19 protein-coding genes and 2 pseudogenes are annotated in these 17,847 nt (G+C 67.1%); 9 read left to right on the forward strand and 12 right to left on the reverse strand.

Going from position 1 to position 17,847, the window contains the following annotated elements; all coding sequences use genetic code 11:
- Nucleotides 1-161 precede the first annotated feature (161 nt).
- From ACFWP7_RS27470 to ilvA, 4 genes and pseudogenes are all read right to left on the reverse strand, one after another.
- A pseudogene (locus tag ACFWP7_RS27470) lies at nucleotides 162-332 on the reverse strand (ABC transporter permease); the annotation flags it as partial.
- A 4-nt stretch (nucleotides 333-336) separates the two neighbouring features.
- Nucleotides 337-1,092 (reverse strand): ABC transporter permease, encoded by a 756-nt coding sequence (locus ACFWP7_RS27475; RefSeq protein ID WP_384386393.1) that lies wholly within the window; start codon nucleotides 1,090-1,092, stop codon nucleotides 337-339.
- Between the two features lie 130 nt (nucleotides 1,093-1,222).
- On the reverse strand, nucleotides 1,223-2,248 hold the full coding sequence (locus ACFWP7_RS27480) for an ATP-binding cassette domain-containing protein (RefSeq protein WP_384386201.1): 1,026 nt from the start codon (nucleotides 2,246-2,248) through the stop codon (nucleotides 1,223-1,225).
- A 242-nt stretch (nucleotides 2,249-2,490) separates the two neighbouring features.
- Entirely contained in the window at nucleotides 2,491-3,741 is a 1,251-nt protein-coding gene (gene ilvA / locus ACFWP7_RS27485; protein WP_384386204.1) for a threonine ammonia-lyase, read from the reverse strand.
- 163 nt (nucleotides 3,742-3,904) lie between these two features.
- Between ilvA and ACFWP7_RS27490 the strand changes: the two genes are divergently transcribed.
- The 3 genes from ACFWP7_RS27490 (at nucleotide 3,905) to ACFWP7_RS27500 (ending at nucleotide 5,470) form a co-directional block, all read left to right on the forward strand.
- Nucleotides 3,905-4,411, forward strand: a complete 507-nt coding sequence (locus ACFWP7_RS27490) for a MarR family winged helix-turn-helix transcriptional regulator (protein ID WP_384386396.1) — start codon at nucleotides 3,905-3,907, stop codon at nucleotides 4,409-4,411.
- A 316-nt stretch (nucleotides 4,412-4,727) separates the two neighbouring features.
- Nucleotides 4,728-5,225: a sigma factor-like helix-turn-helix DNA-binding protein gene (locus tag ACFWP7_RS27495; RefSeq protein WP_384386207.1), complete on the forward strand. Its 498-nt coding sequence runs from the start codon at nucleotides 4,728-4,730 to the stop codon at nucleotides 5,223-5,225.
- Nucleotides 5,222-5,470, forward strand: a complete 249-nt coding sequence (locus tag ACFWP7_RS27500) for a hypothetical protein (protein WP_384386210.1) — start codon at nucleotides 5,222-5,224, stop codon at nucleotides 5,468-5,470. The genes ACFWP7_RS27495 and ACFWP7_RS27500 overlap by 4 nt, the downstream gene beginning before the upstream one ends.
- 30 nt (nucleotides 5,471-5,500) lie before the next feature.
- Here ACFWP7_RS27500 and ACFWP7_RS27505 read toward each other — a convergent pair whose 3' ends face one another.
- Entirely contained in the window at nucleotides 5,501-6,655 is a 1,155-nt protein-coding gene (locus tag ACFWP7_RS27505; protein ID WP_384386213.1) for a cystathionine gamma-synthase, read from the reverse strand.
- Between the two features lie 134 nt (nucleotides 6,656-6,789).
- Between ACFWP7_RS27505 and ACFWP7_RS27510 the strand changes: the two genes are divergently transcribed.
- Entirely contained in the window at nucleotides 6,790-7,908 is a 1,119-nt protein-coding gene (locus ACFWP7_RS27510) for a hypothetical protein (protein ID WP_384386216.1), read from the forward strand.
- Nucleotides 7,909-7,983: 75 nt separating this feature from the next.
- Nucleotides 7,984-8,577, forward strand: a complete 594-nt coding sequence (locus ACFWP7_RS27515) for a DUF4291 domain-containing protein (protein WP_384386219.1) — start codon at nucleotides 7,984-7,986, stop codon at nucleotides 8,575-8,577.
- 124 nt (nucleotides 8,578-8,701) lie between these two features.
- On the opposite strand, the pseudogene ACFWP7_RS27520 reads toward ACFWP7_RS27515, so the two are convergent.
- Nucleotides 8,702-8,881: pseudogene (locus ACFWP7_RS27520) on the reverse strand (MBL fold metallo-hydrolase); the annotation flags it as partial.
- A gap of 198 nt (nucleotides 8,882-9,079) precedes the next feature.
- On the opposite strand from ACFWP7_RS27520, the gene ACFWP7_RS27525 reads away from it, so the two are divergent.
- Both ACFWP7_RS27525 and ACFWP7_RS27530 read left to right on the forward strand, forming a co-directional pair.
- Nucleotides 9,080-9,445, forward strand: a complete 366-nt coding sequence (locus ACFWP7_RS27525; protein ID WP_384386221.1) for a hypothetical protein — start codon at nucleotides 9,080-9,082, stop codon at nucleotides 9,443-9,445.
- A 286-nt stretch (nucleotides 9,446-9,731) separates the two neighbouring features.
- On the forward strand, nucleotides 9,732-10,397 hold the full coding sequence (locus ACFWP7_RS27530) for a hypothetical protein (protein WP_384386223.1): 666 nt from the start codon (nucleotides 9,732-9,734) through the stop codon (nucleotides 10,395-10,397).
- A 314-nt stretch (nucleotides 10,398-10,711) separates the two neighbouring features.
- Here ACFWP7_RS27530 and ACFWP7_RS27535 read toward each other — a convergent pair whose 3' ends face one another.
- On the reverse strand, nucleotides 10,712-10,999 hold the full coding sequence (locus tag ACFWP7_RS27535) for a DUF1905 domain-containing protein (RefSeq protein ID WP_384386226.1): 288 nt from the start codon (nucleotides 10,997-10,999) through the stop codon (nucleotides 10,712-10,714).
- A 288-nt stretch (nucleotides 11,000-11,287) separates the two neighbouring features.
- On the opposite strand from ACFWP7_RS27535, the gene ACFWP7_RS27540 reads away from it, so the two are divergent.
- Nucleotides 11,288-11,566 (forward strand): DUF4291 family protein, encoded by a 279-nt coding sequence (locus tag ACFWP7_RS27540; protein ID WP_384386229.1) that lies wholly within the window; start codon nucleotides 11,288-11,290, stop codon nucleotides 11,564-11,566.
- Between the two features lie 315 nt (nucleotides 11,567-11,881).
- On the opposite strand, the gene ACFWP7_RS27545 is transcribed toward ACFWP7_RS27540, so the two are convergent.
- The 3 genes from ACFWP7_RS27545 to ACFWP7_RS27555 are packed head-to-tail and all read right to left on the reverse strand — an operon-like array spanning nucleotide 11,882 to nucleotide 14,388.
- Nucleotides 11,882-12,634 (reverse strand): hypothetical protein, encoded by a 753-nt coding sequence (locus ACFWP7_RS27545; RefSeq protein WP_384386232.1) that lies wholly within the window; start codon nucleotides 12,632-12,634, stop codon nucleotides 11,882-11,884.
- 14 nt (nucleotides 12,635-12,648) lie between these two features.
- Nucleotides 12,649-13,350: an alpha/beta hydrolase gene (locus tag ACFWP7_RS27550; RefSeq protein ID WP_384386234.1), complete on the reverse strand. Its 702-nt coding sequence runs from the start codon at nucleotides 13,348-13,350 to the stop codon at nucleotides 12,649-12,651.
- Nucleotides 13,351-13,362: 12 nt separating this feature from the next.
- A complete protein-coding gene (locus ACFWP7_RS27555) occupies nucleotides 13,363-14,388 on the reverse strand; it encodes a TauD/TfdA family dioxygenase (protein WP_384386237.1) in 1,026 nt (341 codons plus the stop codon).
- 232 nt (nucleotides 14,389-14,620) lie between these two features.
- Between ACFWP7_RS27555 and ACFWP7_RS27560 the strand changes: the two genes are divergently transcribed.
- On the forward strand, nucleotides 14,621-15,079 hold the full coding sequence (locus ACFWP7_RS27560; protein ID WP_384386240.1) for a DUF4291 domain-containing protein: 459 nt from the start codon (nucleotides 14,621-14,623) through the stop codon (nucleotides 15,077-15,079).
- A 261-nt stretch (nucleotides 15,080-15,340) separates the two neighbouring features.
- On the opposite strand, the gene msrA is transcribed toward ACFWP7_RS27560, so the two are convergent.
- Nucleotides 15,341-15,853: a peptide-methionine (S)-S-oxide reductase MsrA gene (msrA, locus tag ACFWP7_RS27565; protein ID WP_384386242.1), complete on the reverse strand. Its 513-nt coding sequence runs from the start codon at nucleotides 15,851-15,853 to the stop codon at nucleotides 15,341-15,343.
- 252 nt (nucleotides 15,854-16,105) lie between these two features.
- Entirely contained in the window at nucleotides 16,106-17,833 is a 1,728-nt protein-coding gene (locus ACFWP7_RS27570) for a discoidin domain-containing protein (protein WP_384386244.1), read from the reverse strand.
- Nucleotides 17,834-17,847 lie beyond the last annotated feature (14 nt).

The following is a 17,847-nucleotide window of genomic DNA, read 5'->3' on the forward strand; positions in this document are numbered from 1 at the left end:
CGATCCCCGCAACTCCCTGAACTCCAGGGTGTTGCGGGGATCAATAGAACCCGCCGCGCGCCGGGGGCATCGTCATGCCTGGATCAATGCCCGAGTCAATGCCTGGGTCACGCGGTGGCCGACCGGTACTTGCGCACGGCCAGCGTCCTGAAGACCAGGACGATCAGCAGGGCGACGATCGCGAGGACCAGCAGGGTGAGGGCGGTCTGCACCAGGTCGGCGAGCGTCCGCCCGGTCAAGACCGCACCGCACGCCAAGGGAAGCGAGTGGAAGCGGTCGATGAGGCCCTCGTGCATGTCGTCGCCGGCGGTGGCGAAGGGGACGGTCGGCGCCTGATCAACCAGTCGCCCGCCGGTACTTGCGGACCGCGAGCGTACGGAAGACGGCGATGATCAGGACCGAGTAGATCACCGACGCCCACACCGGATGCTGCATGGGCCAGGCGTCGGACGGGGAAAGGCCGGGGTCACCGAAGAGTTTGCGCGCGGCCTGCACAGTCGCGCTGAACGGATTCCATTCGGCGATGTGGCGCAGCCAGGGCGTCATCTTGCTGGAGTCCACGAACGCGTTCGAGATGAAGGTCACCGGGAAGAGCCAGATCAGTCCACCGGAGGTGGCTGCCTCCGGGGTGCGTACCGACAGGCCGATCAGCGCGCCGATCCACGTAAAGGCATACCCCAGAAGAAGGAGTAGGCCGAAGCCGCCCAAGATCTTCCCGAAGTTGGTCGGCTCCATGGAGCCGGGGCGCCAACCCACGAGCAGCGCGACGACAGCGAGGACGAGCAGCGTCAAGGCCGTCTGTACGAGATCCGCGACGGTACGCCCGGTGAGGACCGCGCCCCGCGCCATGGGCAGCGAGCGGAAGCGGTCGATGAGCCCCTTGTGCATGTCGTCGGCGATGCCGGCGCCGGAGCTGGCGGTGGCGAACGTGACGGTCTGCGCGAAGATGCCCGCCATCAAGAAGTTCTTGTACACGTCCAGATCGGTGCTGTCGCCGATCTGCATGGAACCGCCGAACACGTAGGTGAACAGCACCACGAACATGATGGGCTGGATGAGCCCAAACAGGATCATCTCGGGAATCCGGGTCATCCGAATCAAGTTCCGGCGGGCAATGACCAGGGAATCGTTCACAGCGCTCACTTCACCTGCTCCTTCAAGGTGATGGACTGGCCGACGGGGTTGGTGGGCGCCGTGACCTGCACGGCGTCGGTGACGGCACTCACTTCGTGTCCTCCTTCTTGCGCTTGCGGCCCGTGGTGGCCTTGTCGCCCTTGCTGTCGGCCGCCCCGTCGCCCTCTTCCTTCTCCTCGGCCAGGTGGCCCGTGAGGGAGATGAAGACGTCGTCCAGGGTGGGGCGGCGCAGGCCGATGTCGTCGATCTCGATGCCGCGGGTGTCCAGCTCGCGGATGACCTCGGCGAGGAGCTTCGCGCCGCCGGTGACGGGCACCGTGAGCTTGCGGGTGTGCTCCTCGACCGTGGTCTCGCCCTTGCCGAAGCCGCGCAGCACCTCTGACGCCGTCTCGATGTGCTCGCGCTCGTGCACGACCACCTCGACGCGCTCGCCGCCGGTCTGCGCCTTGAGCTGGTCGGCGGTGCCGCGGGCGATGACGCGGCCGTGGTCGACCACGCAGATGTCGTGCGCGAGGTGGTCGGCCTCTTCCAGATACTGGGTGGTCAGCAGCAGCGTCGTACCGCCGGAGACCAGCTGCTTGATGACCTCCCACAGCTGCTGGCGGTTGCGCGGGTCGAGACCGGTCGTCGGCTCGTCCATGAACATCACCGGAGGCGAGACGACCAGCGCGGCCGCCAGGTCGAGCCGACGGCGCATACCGCCCGAGTACGTCTTCGCGGTGCGGTCGGCGGCGTCAGTGAGGTTGAACTGCTCCAGCAGCTCTTCCGCCCGGATCTTCGCGGCCTTCGCCTTCATCTGGTAGAGCTGGCCGACCATCTGGAGGTTCTCGCGGCCGGTCAGATACTCGTCGACCGCGGCGAACTGGCCGGACAGGCCGACCCGGCGGCGCACCGCGTCGGGGTTCTTGAGCACGTCGATGCCCGCGACGATCGCCTTGCCGCTGTCGGGGCGCAACAGGGTGGTCAGACAGCGGACGGCGGTCGTCTTGCCCGCGCCGTTCGGCCCGAGCAGGCCCAGCACGGTGCCCTCCGGGACATCGAGATCGACGCCGTCCAGAGCCCTTACGTCGCCGAAGGTCTTCACCAGGCCTTCGGCATAGATGGCGCCTGGCATGTGAGGTCTCCCAAGTGGTCGGGGAATTCCTAGGAAGGAGCTTGGTTTCTGGTTTTCACTGCTCTGTTGTTTTCACCGCTTTGTCCCGCCCGGCGCCCAAAAAGCGGTCGACCGTCCGGACAGACCTGTGGTGGTATGTGTGGCGAGAGACACACAGTAACGCGATGTATCGCGTTACTCAACGGATTTTTCCACCTCGCTCTGACAATGGCCCTGACCTGGAGAGATACCCGCAGATGCGCTCAGCGGACCGCGGCGGGCCTCAGCTCGATGACCGTGTATCCGGCCCCGCGCAGCGCCTGGTGCACCTCGGCGCAGTGCTCGGGCCCCTTCGTCTCCAGGTGCAGCTCGACCTCCACCTCCGTGAGCCCGAGCCGTGGATCGGTCCGTACGTGGCTCACATCGAGGACGTTAGCGTCGGCCACTGACAACACCCCGAGAAGTGTGGCCAGGGCGCCGGGACGGTCCGTCAGACGCAGGGTGACCGCCAGGTAGCGGCCGCTCGCCGCCATGCCGTGCCGCAGGATGCGCTGCATCAGCAGCGGGTCCACATTGCCGCCCGAGAGCAGCGCCACGACCGGGCCCTCGAAGGCGCCCGGATCGGCCAGCAGCGCGGCGACAGGGCTGGCGCCCGCCGGTTCGACGACCAGCTTGGCCCGCTCCAGGCAGAGGAGCAGCGCGCTGGACAGATGGTTCTCGGTCACCGTGACGACCTCGTCCACCAGGTCGCCGATGATCCGGAACGGCACATCGCCCGGCCGTCCGACCTTGATGCCGTCGGCCATCGTCGCCGGGTTCTCTATCGACAGGGGGCGTCCGGCCGCCAGCGAAGGCGGATACGCGGCCGCGCCCGCCGCCTGCACGCCGACGATCCGCACGTCGGGGCGCAGCGCCTTCACCGCGATCGCGATGCCCGCGGCGAGGCCTCCGCCGCCGATCCCGACGACGATCGTGCGCACCTCGGGGCACTGTTCCAGGATCTCCAGGCCGACCGTGCCCTGCCCCGCGATGATGTCCGGGTGGTCGAAGGGGTGGATGAACACGGCCCCTGTCCGCTCCGCGTACTCCTGCGCGGCGGCCAGCGTCTCGTCCACCACCTGCCCGTGCAGTCGCACCTCGGCGCCGTAGTCGCGCGTGGCCGCGATCTTCGGCAGCGGCGCCCCGGTGGGCATGAAGACCGTGGACCGCACACCGAGGAGCGAGGAGGCCAGCGCGACACCCTGGGCGTGGTTTCCGGCACTCGCGGCGACGACACCCGCGGCGCGCTCCTCGGGAAGCAGGCCCGCGATCCGCACGTACGCGCCACGCAGTTTGAACGAGCCCGTGCGCTGGAGGTTCTCGCACTTGAGGTGCACGGGTGCGCCCACCAGCTGGGACAGATACCTGCTGCCCTCCATCGCGGTCATCCGCGCCACACCGGTGAGCATCTTCTGCGCACCGCGTACGTCGTCGAGAGTCACGCTGGGCAAGGGGTCAGCCGTGCTGTAGCTCATGACGACCAGTCTCGCAGTTCACACGGGCCTCCTCCCGGTGTGACCACGCTCCGAGACTGGTTTACGCAGCGTCGGTACGGCCCGCCCCCCGGCCGCGTACCCTGTCCCCCAACCCAGCTCCCACGCATGAATTGAGCCCCCGGCCATGCCCACAACACCAGAGATGTCGATGGACATGACGACCGTCGGTGACACCGGTCTCCTCGACACACTGCAGCACGAGGTCGCGGTATTCGCGCGCCGTGCCGAACAGACCCGGCTCGGCGGAGTGGGGCAGGTGCGGAACTCCATGGACCGCGCCGCCTACCTGCTGCTCAACCGCCTCGACAAGGAAGGCCCGATGGGCGTCAAGGCGCTCGCCGCGAGCATGGGGATCGACTCCTCGACAGTCACCCGGCAGGTGGCCCCGCTGGTCGACACCGGACTCGTCAAGCGCACCTCGCACCCCGAGGACGGGCGCGCGGTGGTGCTTCAGCTCTCGCCGCGCGGCCAGTCCCGCCTGGACGAAGTGCGCTCCTCCAGGCGTCAGTTGATGGCCGAGCTGACACACGACTGGGCACCGGAGGAGCGCGATGCGTTCTGCACGCTCCTGACGCGCTTCAACGGCGCGCTCTCGGCCCGCCAGGCCGCCCAGGGCGTGCCGGTGGACGAGTCGCAGCCGACTTCCTGAGCGGGCGGGACAGCGGCCGGGGCGGGCGTTCAGATCCCTCAATCCGTAAATCCCTCAGGCGCCTGTACACGCGCGCGCGTGCGCGAGGCTGGCCTCCCGTCCACGCGCGCGTGGATCGTTGTCGTGCCCCACGCGCGTGGATCGTTGTCGTGCCCCACGCGCGCGTGCGTGTGCGCCGGGCTCTTGACCGGAAGGCCGCACCCGGTCTCATATGAGACCGGGTCCCTGTCGTACGCGATGCGGCATACGCGATGCGGCATCTCGTACGCGGCCGGGGCCCCGTTTCCCTCAGGGTCGTCCTCGGGCGGGAGGCGTGGTGCGAGATCGGCAGGCGTCCCAAGGCGCCCGCCGGGCCCGGGAGTTCGAAGCGTTCGTCGCGGGCGCGGCAGGGCGGCTGCTGCATGCCGCGACGCTGCTCACGGCGGAGCCCGCGAACGCCAACCCGCGCGCGCGGCGCCTGCTGACGTCCGCCCTGGCCCAGACGTACGCCTCCTGGGACCGTCTGCGCGGCGAGGACCCGTACGACCACGCCCGCCAGCACCTGGCCGTCCGCTTCGCGCACGGCGCCTGGCATCAGCACGGGAGCCTCGGCCGGGCCCGCCCGTCATCGGACAGCGTGCTGGCCCTCCTGACGCCCCAGGAGCGGCTGATCGTGGTCCTCAGGCTGTACGAGGGGGTCGCCGAGGAGCAGACGGCGGCACTGCTGGGACTGCCCACGGAACGGGTACGGGCGATCTGCGCCCGGGCGATGGCGACCCTGCTGCACCCGCCGCGCGGCCCGGCCCCGGCCCTGGTGAAAGCGATGCCGTCATGAGCCTGCGCGATCGCGAGGCGGCCGTACGCCGGCTGCTGGAGCAGACGCCGCCCCCGGTGCCGCCCGAACTGCACGCGGACGTCGTACGCCGCGGGGGCCGCATCCTGCGCCGCAGGACGGCGGCCCGCCGCCTGATGTGGCTGCTGCTGTTCGCCGCGGCGGTCGCCTTCGTCGTCTGGGCGATCACGGCACAGCCCTGGGTGGAGCCGCCGTCGGAGACGACTCCACCGCTGACCGGCTGGTGACCCAGGTCCGACGGGCCGGCGACCCAGGTCCTAGCCGAGCGCCTGCTGAAGGTCCTGAAGCAGGTCGTCGACGTTCTCGATGCCTACGGAGAGGCGTACGAGGTCGGCGGGGACCTCAAGGGCGGAGCCGGCGACGGACGCGTGCGTCATGCGCCCCGGGTGCTCGATCAGGGACTCCACACCGCCCAGGGACTCGCCGAGCGTGAACACCTTGGCACGGTTGCAGACCTCGACGGCCGCCTCCTCTCCGCCCGCGACCTGGAAGGAGACCATGCCGCCGAAACCCCTCATCTGCTTGGCGGCGATCTCGTGACCGGGGTGCTCCGGGAGACCCGGGTACAGAACACGTGTCACGCGCGCGTTCCGGGTGAGCATCTCGGCGACCCTGCCGGCGTTCTCGCTGTGCCGGTCCATGCGGACCGGGAGCGTCTTGGTGCCGCGCAGTACCAGCCAGGAGTCGAAGGGCCCGGCGACCGCACCCATCGCGTTCTGGTGGTACGCCAGCTCCTCGCCCAGCGTCTGGTCGCCGACGACCAGCGCGCCACCGACGACGTCCGAGTGGCCGCCCATGTACTTGGTCAGCGAGTGCACGACGACGTCCGCGCCGAGCGCCAGCGGCTGCTGGAGGTAGGGGGTCGCGAAGGTGTTGTCGACGACCAGCCTGGCGCCCGCGTCGCGTGCGATCTGGGCGACGACGGCGATGTCCGTGATGCCGAGGAGGGGGTTGGAGGGGGTCTCCACCCAGATGACCTTGGTCTTGGGGGTGACGGCCGCCCGCACGGACGCGGGGTCGCTGGTGTCGGCGACCGACCATTCCACCCCCCACTTGGAAACGACCTTCGCGAACAGGCGGAACGTGCCGCCGTACGCGTCGTTGGGGATCACCACGTGGTCGCCGGGGCTGAGCAGCGTACGCAACAGGCAGTCCTCGGCCGCCAGTCCGGACGCGAACGCGAGGCCGCGACGACCGCCCTCCAGGGCGGCGAGGTTCTCTTCCAGGGCGGTCCTGGTGGGGTTGGCGCTGCGGCTGTACTCGTAGCCGCCGCGGAGCCCGCCGACGCCGTCCTGCTTGTAGGTCGAGACCTGGTAGATCGGCGGGACGACCGCACCCGTGAGGGGATCGGCGGTGTTGCCCGCGTGGATCGCGAGGGTCTCGAAGTGCTGACTGATGTGCCTGTCGCTCATGCGTCCCGAGGGTAGTGCGCTCGCGGGGCTTATGGCGTCCCGCCCCGGTGGAGCGGAGGGGCGAGCGGCTTTCCGGACCGCCGGTACGCCGACTGAGTTGGCCAATTGTCCGACCCGTCTGGTTCGCTTGAGGCATGGAGATTCTCTGGGTCCTGATGGCGCTGGCCATGTTCAGTCTGGTCCTGCTGCCGGCGTTGAGGCGCAGGCGTGCCGGTATACAGCTGGTCTCGCCGGGCGACCCGGACGCCGCGGACCCGGCGAACTACGGGTTCCTGCTCCAGGAGGAGCTGGACATCCGCATGCCGGGTCCCGACCGGGACCTGCTGGACGTGCTGGACCTGGTGCAGCGCACGCAGGACTATCGCTCCGCCTCACAGCTGCTCGCGGGCACGGAGACAGAGGGTGAGCGGCGCTGGCAGCGGGTGCAGGCCTTCGCGGGCGCCGCGTCGCTGGAGCTACGGCAGCGCCCCGGTGGAGTCAGCGAGACTCCCGGCGGGCAGTGGCTGCGGGTGTGGCGGGCCGAGAAGCCCAAGGACGCGGGCGGCGCGGCGGTGCACGCGGAGTTCCTGGTGCAGCAGGCGTGGCGTACGTCGACGCCGGGGACGGACGAGTTCCGGATCATCATGGAGGAGGCGAGGTCGGCGTGCGACGAGGCCGCGCTGCTGTCCCCCGGTGACCCGATCCCGTACATCATCGAGCTGTCGGTGGCCCGCGGACTCGCCTACTCCCAGCCGGAGTTCGAGAAGCTCTGGCTGAAGATCCTGGACCGCGCGCCCGCCCACATGGGAGCGCATCTCGCGGCCCTGCACTACTGGTGCGAGAAGTGGCACGGCTCGCGCGAGATGTCGTACTCGTTCGCGGAGGCGGCGGCAGCGCGCGCCCCACAAGGGTCCTTGCTGGCCGCCATGCCCCTCTTCGCGGTCTTCGAGCACCTCCCCGAGGTCAATCTGATCCGCAGCTTCTACCAGAGCGAGGTCGTGACAAAGGCCGTCCACGGCGCCCTCTACGCGGTGCACGCGGCCCGCCCCGACGACCCGATGCTCGCCCACGTCCGCCACCTCCTGGTCTTCTTCCTCGTCCGCGGCGAGCGCTGGGCGGAGGCCATGAACCAACTGGTGCACATCGACGGCCACGTCGGCGCCCTGCCCTGGACCCTCACGTCCGACCCGGCGGCGGACTACGCGGTGTACCGGGCCCTGGCGGTGGCGGGGTACGAGGCGAACGGGGGGAGCCCGGCGACGCTGCCGCACTGAGACCGCAGGCCGACACAGTGTGCGGCGGCCGAAATTCAGTAGCCTTCTGATCGGGCCGGCCCCACGCTGCAAGCCATGGAAGAACCCCAACGCGGGATACGCGCGGCCTATGCCGAGTCCACGATCACCGTCTACCAGGCGTACTCGCCGGAGATCGGCCTGCCCGCGGTCCGCGAGGGCCGTTTTCCCGGCGCGTGGAAGCGGGACAGGATGACGTGGATCAAGCCGTCGTTCCTGTGGATGATGTACCGCTGCGGCTGGGGTACGAAAGCCGGTCAGGAGACAGTCCTGGCAGTCGAGATCAGCCGCGGCGGCTTCGAGTGGGCGTTGCGCCACGCCTGCCTGTCCAGCTACGTACGTGGAGTGCACCCAGACCGCGCCACCTGGCAGCGTCAACTGAAGCGCGCACCCACTCGCATCCAGTGGGACCCCGAACGCGACCTGCACCTTCAAGCCCTGCCGTACCGCTCCCTGCAACTCGGCCTCTCCGGCGAAGCCGCACGACACTACGCAGACGACTGGACGGTCCGGATCACCGACGTGACCCCACTCGCCCGCAAGATCCACACGCTCGTCAGCAGCGGCGACCTCGACTCCGCGGCTCGACTACTGCCACAGGAGCGTCCTTACCCTGCCGCAGACGAACTGCCGACCCGCCTACATCCGTGACCACAACCAACGGTCACCCAAGGGTCACATGGCAGCACAGGCTCGCCGGCACTGGGGCGTCCTGCCCGATCGGTGTCGCGAAAGGCGGACAGATGAACACTGGTGTCACCCCCACGCTGCTCGAGATCGCATCGAGCTCGTCCAGCCGCACATGACGCTGGAGCGGGCCGAGCGTCCCGCTGCCCGCCTCCACCCAGATGCGGATGTCCCCGCTCGACAGCAGATAGCCGGAGCACGGGTTGTCCACACTCGGGTAGGGCGTCGCGCTGCCCAGGACCGTGAGGTGAAGAAGCTCATCGCTCATCCGAAGATCCTAGAACGCACGCACGATCCACAAGCCCTGACGATTACTCACTCATCGCCGGTCGCGGGCACAAGGCCCTTCCCTCCTGGAGCACCCAGGAATCGACGTGCTCATCAGCCTGCCCAAGACTCCGCCCGGCAGCCTCATCCGTGGTCGTAAGATCTCCCCTGGTGGACGACACAGTTGGTGGGGGCGAACATGGAGAGACCGGACGACCGCATCGCATCCGTCCTGCGCTTCGCCGCGGAACTCGTTGCCTGGGTGGCCACTCCCTGGGCCTTGTCCGAGTACTCATGGCTGCTTGCCGCCTTGGCGGTGGTGGTACTGATCGGCCTCCCGACCGTCTTCTCCACTCCGGGAGACAAGGCGCAGGTGATCATCCCTGTCTCGGGTACGGTCACGATCCTGCTCGTGCTGCTCCAGCTCGCCGCTGCCGCGATCGCCGCATGGTCGGTATGGCCCACCTACGCGGCAGTCCTCGTGTCTCTCCTCGTGGCAGCCACCCTCGTCACCGAACGTCAACGCTGGCAGTGGCTGCTCTCCACCGACCGGCACACCGACTGAGCTGTGTAAAGAGGCACCCGGAGTGTGTTCGCCGCTCCGTCCGGCAGCGTGCTGCCGGCGAAGGAACGGCTGTTGTAGACCGCGACCGGTGTGGTCCTACCGTGCACATCCGTGCCTGCCACGCCGAGAAGGCGGCGCCCCTCTTCGTGGGCGACCAAGAGCGGGTCGCCGATCCCGAGAAATGCCCAGCCGTCGGGGGGATGTTCGTCGGAGGCCGCCATGTCGTGATCTTCTCAACTGCCCGGCTCCGCCCGGTAGCCCTCCGAAGCCAGATCATGGAGATGTGATGAAGCAGATCAAGAGGGCCGCTTCGGTGGAGCAACCCTTTCGTGAGCCGGATATCTCCGCCTACCAACGGGCGCTGCGGGACCGGTTGCTCGCCGCCCCTGTTGTCCCCGTGCCCGAGCCCTGGCGGCCAGTCTTCGAGCACACATACGGCGTCCCTGTCGGCGGACTCCTCGGGATCGGCTTCGGAACGCATCCCGACAGCGGCCACGACGTGGTGATGGCCGTCTCGCATGACGGCCACGGTCTCTTCGACGCCGTCACCGGGGAGAAGATCGCCAGAGACCGCGACCCCGACCCCGAGGACAGCACCCCCGACGCAGTTGCCGACCTGACCTGCCCCGGCCTTGGGCCCATCACCGGAAGCCGCGTGCGCATCGCAGGGCTTTTCGGCGGAGGGCTTCACACCACCACCGCGGATGGCTGGACTCTGGAGGTCGTCACCCCGGCGTGGCCGAACGACCGTGTCCTGCTCTCCGGCGACGGCGGCCTGCCCCACTCCGGTCCCCACGGAGAACAGTGGTGGCACATCTTCCACTCCGACTACTCCGAACTCCGAGCAGTCGGCTTCTCCCCCTCCGGGCAGACCATCGCCGTAGCGACAAGCAGCGACATCTCACTGTGGACACGCAGGACGGACCACAGCCGCACCGACGCCGACGCCTGACCGAACCAGCCTGCGGGTCGCATCCGACGGTGACCGGCATGGCCCGATCCGGAACGACCTGTGTCCGCTCCCGCTGAGTACTGAGCACTGAGCACTGAGCACTGAGCACTGAGAAAGCATCGCGATGGACGAAGACGAGAGCCTGCAACGCTACGGGCATTACCCCGCCGGGGCGAACCTCGACGACGTACGTGACACGGAGCTGATGAACCGAACCTGTGCTGCGTACAGCTGTTCAACGCCGGGGTTCTCGAAGACGTGCGGCTCTGCACGCGGTCGAGGATTTCAGGAGTGGCAGGCCGAACTGTTTGGGACTAGAGGCGGACGGAGATCTCCACGGCAACATCGTCCCCTGCCGAGATGCCCTGCCGCTTGCGTACAGCGTCCTTGAGCGGCAGCAAGTAGCGGCCGGCCTTGAGGAAGAGTGACGTCTCGAAGACGACTTCACCGATCCGTGCCTCAACGGGGATCACTCCCCAGCCGTACGAAGCCAGCGCGGCCACCTCGCGGATGTCGGCGGACTCCTCATCCGGCACAGGGACGAAGTAGTACGGCGACGGCCCGCGCCATTCCATCACCCGGCCTGCGAAGGCAAGCTCCATTGTTGTCAGTCCTCCTTCGCAAGTACGGCCAAGTCCCGCTCGGCGTACTGCCGCCACTCCTCGTTGAGGGCAATCAGCAGGCGCCCGCAGCGGGAGGCATCCCCTCCGCCCGACCAGCCGTTGACCCAGGAGCGGCTCAGCCGACCTGTCCCTACCGCCTACGGTGGCCAGGCTAGGGCTGGAGTGGAGAACTGCCCACCGGGTCAGGTGGTGACGGCGATCACCTCCACCACTAGCGTGACTTGACCTGGGCGGAGCGCAAGGCCTGCAAAGGTCTGTGAACGCGGCTTGACATGGATCAAGCCGTCGTTCCTATGGATGATGTACCGCTGTGGCTGGGGCGCGAAAGCGGGGCAGAAGACCGTCCTCGCTGTCGAGATCAACCGTGACGGCTTCGAGTGGGCACTGCGGCACGCGTGTCTGTCGAGCTACGTCCGCGGGGTGCACCCGGACCGAGCCACCTGGCAGCGTCAGCTGAGGCGTGCACTAGGTACCCCCTTCGGGACGAACTGGGGGGCGTCCTGCCCGACGGGCATCGCAGAGGCGGCGGAGGCGACGGACACGTAAGCCTGTGGCCCCCGCTGCACCTCAACGCCCTACCGCACCGGTCCTTGTAACTGAGGCCCGCCGGTGAGGCGATGTGACGGTACGCCGCTGGGTGGATCCTCGAGATCGAGAACATGAGGCCACCGGCGAAGGAAGCCCACGCCTGTGTGTGCGGGCGAACTCGACCGGCCGGGTGCGCTGTTGCCCGAGGAGCCGCTGTACCCAGTGGGAGGGGACGTGCCAGCCTTCTACGGCGGTAGGTCAGTCGCGGTAGGTCAGTCGCGGGACGAGGCCTTCGTTGCATTCGTCGAGAACAACAACAGGCTCACTCAATTCTCAGCGTGCGCCCGTGCGATACCTCAAAGCCCAAACATTCTTCGTATCGAACAACGGCTGGAAGCCGGACTTCCGCATGAGACGCAGCCCATCTTTAGTGACTGGCCGCGCGAAGATCCATTCCGGCGATATGTTCTCGGTCATCACCTCCAGCAACGTGACAACAGCGGCCCTGGCACGCCACGTACTGCCCGCTGCTGCCGCTATATAAATCCCAGATGCCGAGGTCCACCTCTGTTGCACATGTCTCGGCCTGATCTGCAGCCCTGCACAGATTTCTCCCGCGAGCACGGCGGAGACCGCAGACCTATTGAGCGGATACAAAATGATGTACCCCTCCAATCTGTAACTTCCCCCATGCGCCAGATAGACCAGCCGTACCAGCTGTGAATTCCTGAGGAGCCTTTCCTCCACCGCGTTGCGTCGGGGATGCCCCTCCGGTATCAGTTCACGTGCGAGCCTGAAGACGGAATCCAGTTCGTCGCTCTCGGACCATCTGGTCTGGACGCGCCCCACCGGATTGTAGCCGACGGGCAATGTCAGCTCCTCAGCTCCCGACATCCTCACCACGAATGCCGTGACGAGCGCGAAGATGAGCGATACCGCACATATCAGCAATGCGGCAAGCCCGGAGAATAATACGATGACGCCTGCCAGAACGTTCCTGTCGAGGGAGAACCCGATTCCCAACAGTGCAAGCCCGGTGAGCAGTGTCCAGTTCCCCAAAGCCAGCCATTGCCGGGAAGTGAGCAATTAACTTCCACCCTTCAGGTCTTTCCGGTCAGCGCCTCGACTAGGGTCCGCCGGTCAGCTGCGTTCCTCTCGAACCACCGGCCCAGTCGATGGTCGGCTCCTGGAAACACCAGATCGGTAAGAACAGATTCAGCCGACAGCGCCTCCCTTACCACCTTCGTCACAGAGGGAGGCACCACAGAATCCTTGTCCGGAACTGCGAGGACGGCATGTCCCGTGTACTTGCCGAAGGCGTCCAGAGCACTGCTGTCGGTCCAACTCCCGTCCCGACGGATGATTTCACTGAACTCGTTCGTGAACGGAACATTCCATGCGCTCTTCGCATAAATCGCGGGCGAACAGAGTCCGATGGAATTGATATCGCTGGCCAGGCTCACGGTGAGATCAGCCACTGTTTGCCCGCTCATACTGAATCCGACGATACTCAGTTTCGGGCGATCCGGCAGCACAGCTTCAATGACGCCGAGTGCCTGATCATGCCGACGCTTCAGAGTGAGATCGCATATGCTGCCACTACTCTGCCCGTGCCCAGAGAAGTCAAACAGCAGCACACGAGACCCTCGCGCTTGCAGATCTTGGGCGAGCGCACTGTAGCGCTCTTTCGTTGCATTTCCAGCACCCTGCAGGATCACATGTGCAGTTGCGCTGCGATCATTTTTATATTCGATAGCACTGAGAATCTCACCATCGAAATGAACCTTGATGTCTCGCAGCAAATTCAGAACCTTTCACGGACGCAAGATATTTGGGTTGCGGTGATCCAGTAGACTTTCAAGCGCCTCCGTATCCTTGAAGGAAATTATTCGCAACAGCCACCGATCCTTGCCCAGAAAAGAAGGCTCGTACGGACTCCTGGAATGCGCGATTCTATGGTTGTCTATGATGGCCACATCGCCGTCCGACAGGTGTAGATCGACGGAGTTCTGGGACAGTACCCGCCTCAGTGAATTCAACGCATCCCCACCCGCGTCGCCATCGACGGCCGCAGTGTCTGCAGCGTTGTATCGAATCCGCGGCCGGTTCTCAGAACCTTCCACGACAGGTCGGGGATCTTTTGGAAAAGCAAGAGACCATCCCGACTGCTTCGGGTTTACCCCGACCCTGAAACCGGGAGAGCGGAGTATCGCCATGACATCCGGATCCACATCCATGGGCGCCAATCCGGACAGAACGACCGGCGCATCGGTCGGATTCCTTACGCATGCCAGCTGAATGAAGTTCGGGGGCATTCCCATAAAAGCATCTTCGGTGTGAAAATCGAAGGTCTCCAGATATCCGGAACTGGCGTTCGCGACGGTTGCGTCCTCCTGGATCGGCACAATATCGTTGATGACCCTGCCGCTCTGCTGAGTCGAATAACCCATGGGATTTCCTGTCAGGGTGGCAATGGCGAGCGCCAGCAGCTCAAACCCCATGAGCAGCCTGTCATCACCATGCTTCGCAGGCGTCGGGATGTTAGAAATTGCCCCCGTCGGCAAACCCCGAATCACCAATGCGTCGATGAGCGGTGACGAGCGTACGAGCAATGCAAGTTCAGTCAGCCGACTCGGAATTCTCGCCGCCAGCGAAATACCTGCCAACGGACTGGAGTTCTGGTCGACGGCACCGTCGTCCGCCTCTTCGACCAAGTCGGCAACCGCCAATGCTTCAGCATCGCTGCAGTGGTACTCCACGAGAGTGGGGGTGCCGGGTTGACCGTAGACAAGCCTCCGTAATTCCCGCTCTGTTGCCCCTTCGACGGCGATCACCCTCATCGGCACAGATCTCCCCCCGACGCCAGGCTGACCTCGCCTATCGAATGGAATCCGACAAGCATTTCGAGCAACTCCTGCCACACGCATCACTTCCGCTGCAGGACCGCCGTCAAATTTGACTGATGCAGGTCGCCAGCGAGTCATTATGCCCTGCGGCCCAGGCCTCGGGAAGCATTGAGCCTTTCCAATCCGAGGGGTGGGCTGGGCTGGCGGCTCGGTCTGCGAGCCCGGCTTGACGTGGATCAAGCCGTCGTTCCTGTGGATGATGTACCGCTGTGGCTGGGGCGCGAAAGCGGGGCAGGAGACCGTCCTCGCTGTCGAGATCAGCCGTGACGGCTTCGAGTGGGCACTGCGGCACGCGTGTCTGTCGAGCTACGTCCGCGGGGTGCACCCGGACCGAGCCACCTGGCAGCGTCAGCTGAGGCGTGCGCCCGCTCGCGTGCAGTGGGACTCCGAGCGGGACCTGCACCTCCAGCCCCTGCCGTACCGGTCCTTGCAACTGGGTCTCTCCGGCGAGGCCGTACGACGCTACGCCGAGGAGTGGACGGTCGCCATCCGCGACGTCAATCCCCTCGCCCACGAGATCCACGCCCTCGTCAGCGGCGGCGACCTGGACTCCGCCACCCAGCTGCTGCCCCAGGAACGCCCTTGTCCCGCTGGAGAGGAACCTCTTGCCCACCTCCTGGGATGACTCTCGCCGTAGCCCCTGATCTCCTGGCGGCCTTCTGGAGCGAGCGGCGTCCGTCGGGTCCTCCCGTCTCGCACACATTCCGTGATGTCTACGAGGACCGTTGGGTTCGCCTCCACAGTTTTCCCGGCTCGAAGCGTTACCCGAAGTACGAGTCCGGGTCCGAGTCCGGGTCCGAGTCCCGCAGGTGCGGGGGCGGCCCGGACCGGCTGCGGAGGTCGGTCAGTCAGACTCCCCCGCGCCCAGCCGGGCCGCCTTGCGGGGTCAGCCCGCCGTGCGGGTGGGGAGCCGCCAGCCGGGGCGCGGGAAGTGGCAGGTGTAGCCGTCCGGGTAGCGCTCCAGGTAGTCCTGGTGCTCGGGCTCGGCCTCCCAGAAAGGGCCGACCGGCTCTACCTCGGTGACGACCTTGTTCGGCCAGAGTCCGGAGGCGTCCACATCCGCGATCGTGTCCTCGGCGATCCGCTTCTGCTCGTCGTCCACGTAGTAGATCGCCGAGCGGTAGCTGAGGCCGATGTCGTTGCCCTGGCGGTTCTTGGTGCTCGGGTCGTGAATCTGGAAGAAGAACTCCAGGATCGCGCGGTAGTCGGTCTTCTCGGGGTCGAAAAGGATCTCGATGGACTCCGCGTGCGTGCCGTGGTTACGGTACGTCGCGTTCGGCACGTCACCCCCGGAGTATCCGACCCGGGTCGCCGTAACGCCCGGGAGCCGGCGGATCAGGTCCTGCATCCCCCAGAAGCATCCGCCCGCCAGCACGGCCCTCTGCGTCTGCGCAGCCATTGCGGCCCTCCAATATCTGTCAGCTCGGTCACTCGGGCTGCTCGGCTCACGCACCACCGGCATCTCACCCACTCCCCTCAACGCGTGAGGGTTCCGAGCGATTCCGCGCCCGCCCGGGCAGGCCCTGCGGTCGGCCGCCGAGAGGGTGCACCGGCCTGGTCCTGCGGGCGGAATGCCGGTAGGGCGGACGCCCTGGTACGTCGACGCGGTACCAGGGCGTCCGAGAGGGCGAGCCACCGAGTCGGGGCGCGATCAGGTGCCGTAGACCTGGAACTCCCAGAGCGAGTAGCCGTACTGGGTGGCGCGCGCGGTGCCGTACATCCGTACATACCGCCCGGAGCCGGTGGCGGTCAGCGTCTGGTTGCCGCCGCTGCCCGCCGTGGTCGAGTAGATGGTGGTCCAGGTCGTCCCGTTGGCCGAGGTCTGGATCTGGTATGCCGTGCCGTACGCGCCCTCCCAGTTGAGCCCCACCGAGCTGATGGTGTGGCTGGCGCCGAGGTCCACCTGCAGCCACTGCGGGTCACTGAACGCGCTGGACCAACGGGTGCCGGTGTTGCCGTCGACCGCCATCGGAGCGGTGAAGCTGGTGTTCTCCGAGGACGAGGCGGTGGCCGTCCTGCCCTGCGACAGGAGCGTGCCGGTACCCCCGCCGGACGTCGAGCCGTAGAGCCTGAACTCGTAGAGCGAGGCGCCGTAGGTCGAGTTTCTGGCCGTGGCGTAGATCCTCACGTATCTCCCGGAGCCCGACAGCGCGGTGTCCTGGAGGAGTTGTGGACTGTTGTTGTTGGAGTAGATCGTGGTCCACGTAGTGCCGTTCGTGGACGTTTGTATCTGGTAGGCCGATGCGGCCGCCGCCTCCCAGATCACCGAGGCGTGGGTGAGGGTGTAGGTGGCGCCGAGGTCGACCTGGAGCCACTGCGGGTCGCTGAACGTGCTCGACCAGCGAGTGCTGATGTTGCCGTCGGTGGCATTGGCCGCCGAGAACGAGGCGCTCTCCGCCGACGACGCCGTTGTGGGCTTGCCCTGGGCGATGTTGGTGCCCGTGGTGCCGGCCGGCGCCTTGTTGTAGACGGCCACGTAGTCGATGTTCAGCGAACCGCCGGACACGGTGGCCGCGGTGGGGCCGCCGCCGTACGCGGCGGGGAAGGCCCCACCGATGGCCAGGTCGAAGATGATGAAGAAACTGTGGTCGACCGCGTTGGACCAGGCGGTGGCGTCGACCTGGTTGGAGCTGAGCGTGTAGGAGAGGGCGCCGTCGAGATACCAGCGGATCTGCTCGGGAGAGGTCGAGCGGTCGATCTCCACGGCGTACGTGTGGTACCCGGTCTGGCAGCCGGAGCAGGCGCGTTCGCCGCTGCCGACGCCGGTGTTCTCGTTGCACGGGCCGCCCGGAGCGGTGCCGCAGTGCAGGGTGCCGAACGTCGAGCTGCGGCCGTTGATGTCCTCCATGATGTCGATCTCGCCGGAGCCCGGCCAGACCGTGCCGACCCGCAGCGGGGAGCCCAGCATCCAGAACGCGGGCCAGTACCCGAGGCCGTTGGACGTGTTGACGTTCGGCTGCTGGATGGAGGCCTGCATCCGCACCGCGCCGCCGGGCAGCGCGCCGAAGCCGTCGGCCTGCGTCTCGACCCGGCCCGAGGTCCAGCCGGCTACCGGGTCGGTGCCCGTGTGCAGGGCCTTGAGCACCAGATGGCCGCTGCCGTCCTGGTAGACGTTGGCCGTGCTGTTGGTCATCGTCTCGACCTCACCGGTGCCGAAGGTCCAGCCCTCGCCCACGTCGTAGCGCCAAGTCCCGGTGTTCAGACCGGTGTTGGCGGCGCCGGAGAAGTCGTCGCTCCAGGTGGTGGTGAATCCGGCGGGTGCGGTCGGTACGGCCGCGGGGGCGGCCGCCGCGGCGGGCTGTGCCGCGATGGCCGTCGCCGGGGGCCGTGCGGAGGCTCCCTGGCTGGAGGCTCCCTGGGCGGCGGGCGCACCGGCCAACGCGACCGTCGCGA

Source organism: Streptomyces sp. NPDC058470 (assembly GCF_042721055.1).
Lineage (GTDB): Bacteria > Actinomycetota > Actinomycetes > Streptomycetales > Streptomycetaceae > Streptomyces.